Consider the following 12447-nt stretch of genomic DNA (forward strand, 5'->3'; position numbering starts at 1 on the left):
CGCGAGGAGATCGTAAACACGTTCTCAGGGCGCGGTGCTTTCTCGCCAAAACCTTGCCGGAGCGCCGAAAGGGCTTCGCATCTTAGAATAAGCGGCTCCATGCCCGCAGTATCCTTTCAGTCCGTATCGAAGACATTCCACACCCCCAAAGGCCCGTTCCAGGCGCTGGACAACGTCAGCCTGGACATTGAGGAGGGGGAGTTTTTTGGTTTGCTGGGCCCCAATGGCGCGGGCAAGACCACGCTCATCAGCATTCTGTCGGGGCTTGCGCGCGCCAGCAGCGGTTCCGTCAAGGTGCTGGGCCATGACGTGCAAAGCGACTATGCCGCCGCGCGCCGCCGCCTTGGAGTGGTGCCGCAGGAGCTGGTGTTCGACCCTTTCTTCAACGTGCGCGAGACGCTGCGCATCCAGTCCGGCTATTTCGGCGTGAGGAACAACGACGCCTGGATCGATGAATTGCTGGAGAGCCTGGGCCTGGCCGACAAGGCTCAGTCCAACATGCGCCAGTTGTCGGGTGGGATGAAGCGCCGCGTTCTGGTGGCGCAGGCATTGGTGCACAAGCCGCCGATCATCGTCCTGGACGAGCCCACCGCGGGCGTGGACGTGGAGCTGCGCCAGACGCTCTGGCATTTCATCGCGCGCCTGAACCGCGAAGGCCACACGGTGCTGCTCACCACGCATTATCTGGAAGAGGCGGAGGCGCTGTGCGGCCGCGTCGCCATGCTCAAGCACGGCCAGATCGTGAAGCTGTCGGGCATGTCGGAACTGCTCAAGTCGGCGACATCCAACGTGCTGCAGTTCAAGACCGACAGCGTGCTCCCCGCTGACGTGGCGGTGCGGGCCCGGGTGACCGGACGGATCGTGCAGATCCCGGCACAGGACGCGGGCGACGTGGAGCGTCTTCTGGTGGCTCTGCGCGAAGGGAGCGTGGCGCTGGAGGATGTGGAAATCCGCCGCGCCGATCTGGAAGATGTCTTCATTCATGTGATGAACGAGCAGGAGAGTTCCGGGCGGAGGGCCGCGTCATGAACGGCTGGCAGACCCTGCTCAAAAAGGAAGTGCTGCGCTTTACGAAGGTGGGCTTCCAGACCGTGGCCGCGCCGGTGCTCACCTCCGTGCTGTATCTGCTGGTGTTCGGCCACGTGCTCGAAGGCCGCGTGCTGGTCTATGACCGGATCAGCTATACCGCTTTCATCATCCCGGGGCTGGTGATGATGAGCATCTTGCAGAATGCATTCGCCAACAGTTCGTCGAGCCTGGTGCAAAGCAAGATCATGGGGTCGATGGTGTTCGTGCTGCTCACGCCGCTGTCGCACTGGGCCTGGTTCTCGGCCTACGTCGGCGCCGCCGTGCTGCGCGGCCTGATGGTGGGGCTGGGTGTCTTCGTCGTCACGCTGTTCTTCGCGGTGCCGGAGTTTTCCGCGCCGCTGTGGATCATCGCCTTTGCGCTTCTGGGAGCGGCCATCATGGGCACGCTCGGGCTGATCGCCGGCCTGTGGGCCGACAAGTTCGACCAGATGGCGTCGTTCCAGAATTTCCTGATCATGCCGCTGACGTTTCTCTCGGGCGTGTTCTACTCGATCCACTCGCTGCCTGCCTTCTGGCAGGGCGTGAGCCATCTGAATCCGTTCTTCTACATGATCGACGGCTTCCGCTACGGCTTCTTTGGGCAGAGCGATGTGTCGCCCTGGGCCAGTTTCGGCATCGTCGCCTGCGCCTGGCTGGCGATCAGCGCGCTCGCGGTGCATCTGCTGCGCATCGGCTACAAGATCCGCAACTGAACGGCCGGGACCGGCGGCCCGGCACAATCTTCCTTTTGAATTTTCCATTCCCCACACCATGAACGCAGACCAACTCAAGGAACTCATCAGCGCTGGACTTCCCTGCGAGCACATCGCTCTGGAAGGCGATGGCCGCCATTGGTTCGCCACGATCGTGTCTGCCGAATTCGAAGGCAAGCGGCTCATCCAGCGGCACCAGCGCGTGTACGCCACGCTCGGCGACCGCATGCAGACCGATGAGGTGCATGCCCTGTCGATGAAGCTGCACACGCCCGCCGAGTGGGCCGCGCAGTCGGGTGAAGACTGATGGCGCGAAGCGCGTCACGCCGCTTTTGTTGAATGATGGACAGATGAGCTGGTTGACGTTTCAACAGCGCGGCTGTCCGCCGATTTTCTGATTTTTCAATGGATAAACTCCTGATCCGTGGCGGGCGCGCACTGCATGGCGAGGTGCCGGTCTCCGGCGCCAAGAACGCGGCATTGCCGGAGCTGTGCGCCGCGCTGCTGACCGCCGAGCCCGTGGTTCTGCACAATGTGCCGCGCCTCAAGGACATCGCCACCATGCTGGCGCTCATCCGCAACATGGGCGCGGCCGTCGAGCGGATCGAGGATCCGGACTGCTCGCGCCCGGATGCCAGGGGCGTGGTGCGCATCGTCGCGGACCCGCTCCATCGCACCGAGGCGCCCTACGAGCTGGTCAAGACCATGCGCGCTTCGGTACTCGCCCTGGGGCCCTTGCTGGCGCGTTTCGGCGAGGCCCGCGTGTCGCTGCCCGGCGGCTGCGCGATCGGCTCGCGCCCCGTTGACCAGCACATCAAGGGCCTTGCGGCCATGGGCGCGGACATCGCGGTCGAGCATGGCTACATGATCGCGCGCCTGCCCGAGGGCCGCACGCGGCTCAAGGGCGCCTGCATCACGACGGACATGGTGACGGTGACGGGCACGGAGAATCTGCTCATGGCCGCGACCCTGGCCGAAGGCGAGACGATTCTCGCCAACGCCGCGCGGGAGCCGGAGATCGTGGACCTGGCGGAAATGCTGATCCGCATGGGCGCGAAGATCGAGGGACACGGTACCGCGCGCATCCGCATCCAGGGCGTCGAGAGGCTCGGCGGCTGCGAGCACCAGGTGGTGGCGGACCGCATCGAGGCGGGAACCTTTCTGTGCGCGGTCGCGGCGACCGGCGGCGAGGCGTTCTTGCGCCATGGCCGGGTCGATCATCTCGACGCCGTGATCGGCAAGCTGCGCGACGCCGGCGTGGAAGTGCATTCGCACGGCGATGGCATCCGCGTGAAAAGCCCGGGCGCCGCGCGTCTCCAGGCGCAGAGCTTCCGCACCACCGAATACCCGGGGTTTCCCACCGACATGCAGGCGCAGTTCATGGCGCTGAACGTGGTGGCGCAGGGCCGCTCCACGGTGGCCGAGACGATCTTCGAGAACCGCTTCATGCATGTCAGCGAGCTGCTGCGCCTGGGCGCCCGGATCCGCACGACCGATGCGCGCCAGGCGGAGATCGAGGGGTTGAGCAATTGCGATGACAATACGGAGCCTGTGCCGGGCCTCTCCGGCGCCACGGTGATGGCCACCGACCTGCGCGCCTCCGCAAGCCTGGTCATCGCCGGGCTGGTGGCGCAGGGCGAGACCGTGGTGGACCGCATTTATCACCTCGATCGCGGCTACGACTGCATGGAAGCCAAACTGCGCGGCCTTGGCGCTGATGTCGAAAGAATCTGATGACGATGATTACTCTGGCTCTGTCCAAGGGCCGTATTTTTGATGAAACCATGCCGTTGCTGGCGGCTGCCGGCATCGAGGTGCTGGAAGATCCCGAAACCTCGCGCAAGCTGATCCTGCCGACCAATCAGCCGGACGTGCGCGTGGTGATGGTGCGCGCCACCGACGTGCCCACCTACGTGCAATATGGCGGCGCGGACATCGGCGTGACGGGCAAGGATACGTTGATCGAGCACGGCGGCCAGGGCCTGTTCCGGCCGCTCGACCTGAACATCGCCAGGTGCCGCGTGAGCGTGGCGGTGCGCAGCGATTTCGACTACGCGCACGCCGTCACGCAGGGCTCGCGCCTGAAGGTGGCGACCAAGTACACCCAGATCGCGCGCGACTTCTTCGCCTCCAAGGGCGTGCACGTCGATCTGATCAAGCTCTACGGCAGCATGGAGCTGGCGCCGCTCACGGGCATGGCCGACGCCATCGTCGATCTGGTGTCCACAGGCAATACGCTCAAGGCCAACAACCTGGTGGAAGTCGAACGCATCATGGACATCAGCTCGCACCTGGTGGTGAACCAGGCCGCGCTCAAGCTCAAGCAGGAACCGCTGCGCCACATCATCGACGCGTTCGCCTCCGCGATCCGTCAGGACTGATTCCTTTTTTTGTCTCATTGGAAAGTCGAAACATCATGTCAATGCAAGCCGTTCCCCTGCGCCTGTCCACTGCCTCGAACACGTTCGAGGCCGACTTCGCTGCGCGGCTGCATTGGTCTGCGGATACGGATGCCGCCATCGAGCAGCGTGTGGCGGACATCCTCGCTGACGTGCAAAAGCGCGGCGATGCGGCGGTGCTGGAGTACACCGCGCGCTTCGATGGATTGAACGAGACGCAGATGGCCGCGTTGGAGCTCACGCAGGACGAACTGAAGGCGGCGTTCGACAGCCTCGACGATGCGCAAAAGCATGCGCTGCAAGCCGCGGCCAAACGCGTGCGAACCTATCATGAGGCGCAGAAGAAGGCCAATGGCGAGAGCTGGAGCTACCGCGACGAGGATGGCACGCTGCTGGGGCAGAAGGTCACGCCGCTGGACCGCGTGGGCATCTACGTGCCCGGCGGCAAGGCGGCGTATCCCTCCAGCGTGTTGATGAACGCGATTCCCGCGCAGGTCGCGGGCGTGCAGGACATCATCATGGTCGTGCCCACGCCGCGCGGCGAGAAGAACGCACTGGTGCTGGCGGCGGCCTATGTGGCGGGCGTGCATCGCGCGTTCACCGTGGGCGGCGCGCAGGCCGTCGCGGCATTGGCCTATGGCACGCAGACCATCCCCAAGGTGGACAAGATCACCGGCCCGGGCAACGCCTATGTGGCGAGTGCCAAGAAGCGCGTTTTCGGCACGGTGGGCATCGACATGATCGCGGGCCCGTCCGAGATCCTGGTGCTCGCCGACGGCACGACACCGCCGCAGTGGGTGGCGATGGATCTGTTCAGCCAGGCCGAGCACGACGAACTCGCCCAGTCGATCCTGCTGTGCCCGGATGCGGCCTATATCGACGCCGTGCAGCGTGAAATCGACCGCCTGCTGCCCGACATGCCGCGCAGGGACATCATCGCCAGGAGCCTCACGGGGCGCGGCGCGCTGATTCTCACCCGGGACATGGAGGAAGCCTGCGCGATCAGCAACCGCATCGCTCCGGAGCACCTGGAGGTATCGAGCAGCGATCCGCACCGCTGGGAGCCGCTGCTCAAGCACGCGGGCGCGATTTTCCTGGGCGCATACACCAGCGAGAGCCTGGGCGACTATTGCGCAGGCCCCAACCACGTGCTGCCCACCAGCGGCACGGCGCGTTTTTCCTCGCCCCTGGGCGTCTACGACTTCCAGAAGCGTTCCAGCCTGATCGAAGTGAGCGAGGCGGGAGCCCAGGTGCTGGGCAGGATCGCCGCGGAACTTGCTTACGGTGAAGGCCTGCAGGGACACGCGCGCGCTGCCGAGATGCGTCTGTCCAAATAGGCCGATTGAATTACACGAATTTCGTGTTGCACGAAATTCGTGTAAACTGGGCCCCGTGAAGAACCTCACCATCACCGTGGAAGACGATGTGCTCGAATGGGCGCGCATCGAAGCAGCCCGCCGCGGCACCAGCGTGTCGCGCATGGTGGGCGATTTCATGGCTGAGATGCAGCGGCGCGAGGACTCCTATGAGCGCGCCTATCTTGCCTGGCGTACCGACGAACGCAGTTGGAACGCTGCCTTGCCCTCCGGCGGCAGGGCCGGGCGCAAGGCGGGCGTCACCCGTTCATCCACGAAGGATGCGGCGCAATGAATCCCGTGTTCGTCGACACTTCGGTGCTGATTGCCGCTGAGGATGTGGGGGCTGCCGACCTGCACCAGGCCACGCTCTCGTGGCTCGACGCGCTGTGGAGAACGCGCAGCGGCCGTACCGGCAGCCAGGCGCTGTGCGAGTTCTACGACCAGGTCACCACGGCCGCCGTCGCACTGCCGCAGGGCGATGCGCGCGCCGCGATTCGCCGCTACCAGACCTGGAATCCCTGGCAGACCGATGCGGCCACGCTGGAGACCGCCTGGGCGGTGCAGGCCCGCCACCAGCTGGCGTTCGGCGACTGCCTGGCCGTGGCCTGCGCGCAGCACAGCGGCTGCGACCGGATGCTGACGCTGCACCTGCCGCATGGCGCGCAGTACGGCGGCGTGACCATGGTGCATCCGTTGCATGAGGCCGCGCCCGAGGATGCCGGGCATTGATCCGGCGCCAGCTTCCTCTTCGATTTCATTTTTCCTTTTCTCATCAACCCTCTCATTCGCCATTCGACGACCAAGAAGTTTTCATCATGACCACTCTGTCCGCTACCCAGACCAAGGCACTTGACTGCATCCGTTCCGATGTGCGCGCAATGCACGCGTACGTGGTGCACGGCGCCGAGGGGTATCTGAAGATGGATGCGATGGAAAACCCGTTCAGCCTGCCCGCGGCGTTGCAGCAGGAGCTTGGCCGGCGCCTGGGCTCGCTGCCCATCAACCGTTATCCGGGCGTGCGCCAGAATGACCTGAAGGCGGCGCTCGCCGCCCATGCGGGTGCGCCCGAAGGCTCCGCCGTGCTGCTCGGCAATGGCTCGGACGAGATCATTTCGCTGCTGGCGCTGGCCTGCGCGCAGCCGCACGATGGCGCGCGCGCCGCGATGATCGCGCCAATGCCCGGCTTCGTGATGTACCCGATGAGCGCCCAGCTGCAGGGGCTGGATTTCTTCCCCGTATCTCTCAATGCGGATTTCGAGCTGGACGAGCAGGCCATGCTGGCGGCCATCGCCGAGCACCGGCCCGCGATCACGTATCTTGCCTACCCCAACAACCCGACGGCCACGCTGTGGGATGAGGCCGTGGTCCAGCGCGTGATCGACGCGGTGGGCGAGCAGGGCGGGCTGGTGGTGATGGACGAGGCGTACCAGCCGTTCGCCAGCCGCAGCTGGCTGACGCGCATGAAGGCCGAGCCGCAGCGCAACGGCCACGTGCTGTTGATGCGCACGCTCAGCAAGTTCGGTCTGGCGGGCGTGCGCCTGGGCTATCTGATCGGCCCGCAGGCCATCGTCAATGAAATCGACAAGGTGCGCCCGCCCTACAACGTCAGCGTGCTCAACTGCGAGGCCGCGCTCTTCGCGCTGGAACATGCCGATGTCTTTGCCGCCCAGGCCCGGGAAATCCGCACCGGGCGCGCCAGGCTGATTGACGATCTGCGCAATATTCCGGGTGTCCTGAAGGTCTGGGACAGCGAGGCCAACATGGTGCTCGTGCGGGTGGCTGACGCCGCCAGGACCCATGAAGGCATGAAGGCGCGGAAAGTGCTGATCAAAAACGTTTCTACAATGCACCCATTGCTGGCCAACTGCCTGCGCCTGACGGTCGGAAACGCGGCCGACAACGCGCAGATGCTCGCGGCGCTGCAGGCTTCCCTATGACATCATCTCTCGTACCCTCCTCACCAGCGGCGGATGCCGGCGCAGACCGCGTCGCCGAAGTCGCGCGCAACACGGCGGAGACGCGCATCAAGGTGCGTGTCAACCTGGACGGCAGCGGCGCATCGCGCATCGCCACCGGCATCGGCTTTTTCGATCACATGCTCGAGCAGATCGCACGCCATGGCCTCATCGACCTGCACATCGACTGCGACGGCGACCTGCACATCGACGGCCACCATACGGTCGAGGACGTGGGCATCACGCTGGGCCAGGCGTTCGTCCGGGCCGTCGGCGACAAGAAGGGTATCCGCCGCTACGGGCATGCCTACGTGCCGCTCGACGAAGCGCTGTCGCGCGTGGTGGTCGATTTCTCGGGCCGTCCGGGCCTGCATCTGCACATCCCGTTCACCGCCTCCAGCATCGGTGCGTTCGACACCCAGCTCACCTACGAGTTCTTCCAGGGTTTCGTGAACCATGCGGGCGTGACGCTGCACATCGACAACCTCAAGGGCATCAATGCCCATCACCAGTGCGAGACGGTGTTCAAGGCCTTCGCCCGCGCGCTGCGCGACGCGCTCGAGCGCGACCCGCGTTCGGCCGGCATGATTCCATCGACCAAGGGGTCGCTATAAAAACCGCAACAGACTTGGGCGCAAGAGATTTATGAGCAATGAATCGAAAACCGTCGCGGTGGTCGACTACGGCATGGGCAATCTGCGCTCGGTCTCGCAGGCCGTGCTGGCGGCATCCAGCGGCAGCGGCTGGAGTGTCGTCGTCACCTCGCGGCCGGAGCAGGTCAGGGCCGCGCAGCGCGTGGTGCTCCCCGGGCAGGGCGCGATGCGCGACTGCATGCGCGAACTGCGCGAATCCGGCCTCGAGGAAAGCGTTCGCGAAGCCGCGGCCAGCAAGCCCCTTTTCGGCGTGTGCATCGGCATGCAGATGCTTCTGGACTACAGCGAGGAGGGCGATACGCCCGGTCTTGGGCTGATCCCCGGCAAAGTAGTCAGGTTTGATCTGGCGGGCCGCCTCCAGGAAGACGGCAGCCGCTTCAAGGTGCCGCAGATGGGCTGGAACGGTGTTCGCCAGGTTCGGCATGAAGGCGCCATACACCCGCTTTGGCAGGGGATTCCCGACGGCAGCTTCTATTATTTCGTGCACAGCTTCTATGCCCGGCCCGAGCGCGCCGAACACGTCGTGGGCGAGGCCGATTACGGCGGATACTTTGCATCCGCCATCGCACGCGATAATATTTTCGCTACGCAGTTCCATCCGGAGAAAAGCTCCGAGCATGGCCTGGCCCTGTTTCGCAACTTCCTGAACTGGAAGCCCTGATATTCTTCAACCTGGTCGGGCTGACCTTTTTACCGATTCGCCCACTCTCCCGCTTACGATCATGCAGCTCATTCCCGCCATCGACCTCAAGGACGGCCAATGTGTGCGCCTCATTCAAGGCGACATGGACCAATCCACGATTTTTGGTGAAGACCCCGCCGCCATCGCGCGCCGCTGGCTGGATGCCGGGGCCCGCCGCCTGCATCTGGTCGACCTGAACGGCGCATTCGCAGGCCAGCCCAAGAACAAGGCGGCGATCAAGGCCATCCTGAAGGAAGTCGGCCGTGAAATCCCCGTGCAGCTCGGCGGCGGCATCCGCGACCTGGACACGATCGAAGCCTGCATCGACGCCGGCATGCGCTACGTCATCATCGGCACGGCCGCGGTGAAGAACCCCGGGTTCCTCAAGGATGCCTGCAGCGCGTTCGGCGGCCACATCATCGTGGGCCTCGACGCGAAGGACGGCAAGGTGGCTACGGACGGCTGGAGCAAGCTCACCGGCCATGAGGTCGTCGATCTGGCGAAGAAGTACCAGGATTGGGGCGTCGAATCCATCATCTACACCGATATCGGCCGCGACGGCATGCTCTCGGGCATCAACATCGATGCGACGGTGAAGCTTGCCCAGGCGCTGTCGATCCCGGTGATCGCCTCTGGCGGCCTGGCCGGCATGGCCGACATCGAGCAGCTCTGCGCGGTCGAGCACGAAGGCATCGAGGGCGTGATCTGCGGGCGCGCCATTTATTCCGGTGATCTGGATTTCGCCGCGGCACAGGATCGCGCGGACGAGCTGTCGGCCTGATCGAGTGATGATTCTCGTCACCGGCGGCGCCGGTTTCATCGGCTCCCATACCTGCGCGGCGCTGGCAAGCCAGGGCCTGCCCTATGTGGTGCTGGACAATTTCTCGAACAGCAAGCCATCGGTGCTGGAGCGCCTGGAGCGCATCACCGGCAGGCCCGTTCCCTTCATCGAGGGCGACGTGCGCGACGCGGCGCTGGTGGCGCGCGTGCTGCGCGAGCAGGGCATCACGGCGGTCATCCACTTCGCGGGGCTGAAGGCTGTGGGTGAATCGGTGCGCGAGCCGCTCCGGTATTACGACACCAACGTATCCGGCACGGTGACGCTGCTCTCGGCGATGCGCGACGCCAACGTGCGCACGCTGGTGTTCTCCTCGTCGGCGACGGTATATGGCGAGCCCGACAGCTCCCCCATTCCCGAAGATGCCGCGCATCGGCCCATGAATCCCTACGGCCACACGAAGAGCATGGCCGAGCGGATCCTGGCGGATCTCGACGGCTCCGAGCCGGGTCTGTGGCGTCTTGCGCGGCTGCGCTACTTCAATCCCGTGGGCGCGCATGAAAGCGGCCTCATCGGTGAAGACCCGCAGGACGTGCCCAACAACCTGATGCCATTCGTGGCGCAGGTGGCGGCGGGGGTGCGCAAGGAATTGAGTATTTTCGGCGGCGACTATCCCACCGCCGACGGGACGGGCGTGCGCGACTACATCCATGTGAGCGACCTCGCCGAGGGCCACGTCGCTGCGCTGCGCTATTTGCAGCAGCACCCAGGACTGCTGACGGTCAACCTGGGCACGGGCGATCCCGTGTCGGTTCTGCAGATGGTCAAGGCGTTCGAGCGCGCCAGCGGGCGGGCCGTGCCCCACCGAATCGTCGAGCGCAGGCCCGGCGACGTGGCCGCCTACTGGGCCGATCCCTCCTCGGCCGAGCGCCTGCTGGGATGGCGGGCCACGCGCAGTGTCGAGCAGATGTGCGCCGATGTCTGGCGCTGGCAGAACGGCGAAGCCCGCCGCGTTCAATGAGCGTCTCGATCGAGTCCTGCGCATCGCGGGTGCGCGGTGAAACACTCCATGGACAGCCGGTGGTCAGGCTTTCGCTGCCATGCGGCGACAGCGCCCTGGTCGCGCTGCACGGCGCACAGGTGATTTCGTGGCATACGCCGAGCGGCGGTGAGCACCTCTTCTTGAGTGATCGCGCAGTCTGGAACGGCAGGGATGCCGTGCGCGGCGGCGTGCCGATCTGCTTTCCCCAGTTCAATCAGCGCGGCCCGTTGGCCAAGCACGGGTTCGCCCGCAACCTGCCCTGGCGCTTGCTGGATTCGGTCGTCGAAGTGGACGGCGTCACGGCCACTCTGGCCTTGCGCGATGACGAAACCACGCGCGCCTGGTGGCCGCATGGCTTCGATGCCCGCCTGGTGCTGAGCCTGCGGGCAGGCGTTCTGCGCATGGCGCTCGAACTCGAGAACACCGGCAAGGATAGCTGGAGTTTCACCGGCGCGCTGCACACCTATCTGCGCGTGCCGGGGATCGATGGCATGCAGCTCGATGGACTGTCGGGGTTGGCGCGGTGGGATGCGGTGCGCGATCTGCATGGCCTGCAGCGGGGAACGGTTCGGTTCGATGGAGAATACGACAGCGTGTTCGCCCCCGCAGCGGCGCCCTTGCGCCTGCGGGACAGCGCGGCACGGCGCTCGATGATCATTGAAAACAGCGCGGGCTGGGGCAATGTGGTTGTCTGGAACCCCGGCGCGGCGCTGTGCGCGAAGCTCGAGGACATGCCCGCGCAAGGCTATCGCCACATGCTGTGCGTGGAGGCGGCCTGCGTGGATCGGCCCGTGATGCTGGAGCCCGGCCAGCGCTGGAGCGGCTGGCAGCAGCTCACGCAGTGGCGCGCGCAGGCGCATTGACGGCGGGGCCTGCCATGTTTTCCCCGGTACCGTTTTCCGGTGCCCGCGGGAAGATGGCTGGATAGATTTGATGGACACATTGTCAGTTTGATTCGGAGATTTCACAGTGCTTGCAAAACGCATCATCCCCTGCCTCGACGTCACCGGCGGCCGCGTCGTCAAAGGCGTGAACTTCGTCGAGCTGCGCGACGCCGGCGACCCGGTGGAGATCGCCGCGCGCTACAACACGCAGGGCGCGGACGAGCTCACCTTTCTCGACATCACGGCCACCAGCGACGGCCGCGATCTGATCCTGCCCATCATCGAGGCGGTGGCCAGCCAGGTGTTCATCCCGCTCACCGTCGGTGGCGGCGTGCGCACGGTCGAGGACGTGCGCAGGCTGCTGAACGCGGGCGCGGACAAGACCAGCTTCAACTCGGCGGCCATCTCCAACCCTGACGTGATCAGCGCGGCCAGCGACAAATATGGCGCGCAATGCATCGTCGTCGCCATCGACGCCAAGCGCCGCCAGGGCCAGGATCTGGCCGAGCGTGGCGAGGGCTGGGATGTCTACAGCCACGGCGGCCGCAAGAACACCGGCCTGGATGCCGTGAAATGGGCTGCCGAGATGGCGCGGCGCGGCGCGGGCGAAATCCTGCTGACCAGCATGGATCGCGACGGAACCAAGTCGGGCTTCGATCTGGCGCTCACCCGCGCAGTGGCGGACGCGGTGAGCGTGCCGGTGATCGCCTCGGGAGGCGTCGGCAATCTGGACCATCTGGCGGATGGCGTGCAGCAGGGCGGCGCCGATGCGGTGCTGGCGGCCAGCATCTTCCACTATGGCGAATACACCGTGCAGCAGGCCAAGGAGCGCATGCGCGAGCGCGGGATTCCAGTGCGTCTCTGAGAACGTGTTTACGATCTCTACGCAGCCGCGTTGGAGTGCAATCGGGATGA

Annotated in this window: 15 protein-coding genes; all 15 read left to right on the plus strand. The window is 65.3% G+C overall.

Annotated elements, in window-relative coordinates; all coding sequences use genetic code 11:
• Nucleotides 1-99: 99 nt before the first annotated feature.
• Nucleotides 100-1029 (plus strand): ABC transporter ATP-binding protein, encoded by a 930-nt coding sequence (locus ABWP92_RS13525; protein WP_353235913.1) that lies wholly within the window; start codon nt 100-102, stop codon nt 1027-1029.
• Nucleotides 1026-1781, plus strand: a complete 756-nt coding sequence (locus ABWP92_RS13530) for an ABC transporter permease (RefSeq protein WP_353235914.1) — start codon at nt 1026-1028, stop codon at nt 1779-1781. The genes ABWP92_RS13525 and ABWP92_RS13530 overlap by 4 nt, the downstream gene beginning before the upstream one ends.
• Nucleotides 1782-1839: 58 nt before the next feature.
• The gene (locus tag ABWP92_RS13535; protein WP_353235915.1) at nt 1840-2088 is read left to right on the plus strand and encodes a BolA family protein; all 249 of its coding nucleotides are present in this window, start codon (nt 1840-1842) and stop codon (nt 2086-2088) included.
• 98 nt (nt 2089-2186) lie between these two features.
• Nucleotides 2187-3515 carry a UDP-N-acetylglucosamine 1-carboxyvinyltransferase gene (murA, locus tag ABWP92_RS13540; protein WP_353235916.1) on the plus strand — a complete coding sequence of 443 codons (1329 nt, stop codon included), beginning with the start codon at nt 2187-2189 and terminating at the stop codon, nt 3513-3515.
• 5 nt (nt 3516-3520) lie between these two features.
• The gene (gene hisG / locus ABWP92_RS13545; RefSeq protein ID WP_353235917.1) at nt 3521-4162 is read left to right on the plus strand and encodes an ATP phosphoribosyltransferase; all 642 of its coding nucleotides are present in this window, start codon (nt 3521-3523) and stop codon (nt 4160-4162) included.
• 35 nt (nt 4163-4197) lie between these two features.
• On the plus strand, nt 4198-5517 hold the full coding sequence (gene hisD, locus ABWP92_RS13550) for a histidinol dehydrogenase (protein ID WP_353235918.1): 1320 nt from the start codon (nt 4198-4200) through the stop codon (nt 5515-5517).
• Between the two features lie 55 nt (nt 5518-5572).
• Complete coding sequence (locus ABWP92_RS13555) at nt 5573-5830, plus strand: DUF6364 family protein (protein WP_353235919.1); 258 nt, start codon at nt 5573-5575, stop codon at nt 5828-5830.
• A complete protein-coding gene (locus ABWP92_RS13560; RefSeq protein WP_353235920.1) occupies nt 5827-6267 on the plus strand; it encodes a PIN domain-containing protein in 441 nt (146 codons plus the stop codon). Before ABWP92_RS13555 ends, ABWP92_RS13560 begins: the two co-directional genes overlap by 4 nt.
• Before the next feature lie 86 nt (nt 6268-6353).
• Nucleotides 6354-7475: a histidinol-phosphate transaminase gene (gene hisC, locus ABWP92_RS13565; protein WP_353235921.1), complete on the plus strand. Its 1122-nt coding sequence runs from the start codon at nt 6354-6356 to the stop codon at nt 7473-7475.
• Nucleotides 7472-8107, plus strand: a complete 636-nt coding sequence (gene hisB / locus ABWP92_RS13570) for an imidazoleglycerol-phosphate dehydratase HisB (RefSeq protein ID WP_353235922.1) — start codon at nt 7472-7474, stop codon at nt 8105-8107. The genes hisC and hisB overlap by 4 nt, the downstream gene beginning before the upstream one ends.
• Before the next feature lie 31 nt (nt 8108-8138).
• On the plus strand, nt 8139-8807 hold the full coding sequence (gene hisH, locus ABWP92_RS13575; RefSeq protein ID WP_353235923.1) for an imidazole glycerol phosphate synthase subunit HisH: 669 nt from the start codon (nt 8139-8141) through the stop codon (nt 8805-8807).
• 61 nt (nt 8808-8868) lie between these two features.
• Nucleotides 8869-9609, plus strand: coding sequence for a 1-(5-phosphoribosyl)-5-[(5-phosphoribosylamino)methylideneamino]imidazole-4-carboxamide isomerase (gene hisA / locus ABWP92_RS13580; RefSeq protein WP_353235924.1), 741 nt, complete (start codon nt 8869-8871; stop codon nt 9607-9609).
• Nucleotides 9610-9616: 7 nt separating this feature from the next.
• Complete coding sequence (gene galE, locus ABWP92_RS13585; protein WP_353235925.1) at nt 9617-10627, plus strand: UDP-glucose 4-epimerase GalE; 1011 nt, start codon at nt 9617-9619, stop codon at nt 10625-10627.
• Nucleotides 10624-11511: a D-hexose-6-phosphate mutarotase gene (locus ABWP92_RS13590; protein ID WP_353235926.1), complete on the plus strand. Its 888-nt coding sequence runs from the start codon at nt 10624-10626 to the stop codon at nt 11509-11511. Before galE ends, ABWP92_RS13590 begins: the two co-directional genes overlap by 4 nt.
• Before the next feature lie 106 nt (nt 11512-11617).
• Nucleotides 11618-12397 (plus strand): imidazole glycerol phosphate synthase subunit HisF, encoded by a 780-nt coding sequence (gene hisF / locus ABWP92_RS13595; RefSeq protein WP_353235927.1) that lies wholly within the window; start codon nt 11618-11620, stop codon nt 12395-12397.
• Nucleotides 12398-12447: the final 50 nt, after the last annotated feature.

This window comes from Diaphorobacter ruginosibacter (assembly GCF_040396215.1).
Classification (GTDB): Bacteria; Pseudomonadota; Gammaproteobacteria; order Burkholderiales; family Burkholderiaceae_C; genus Diaphorobacter_A; species Diaphorobacter_A ruginosibacter_A.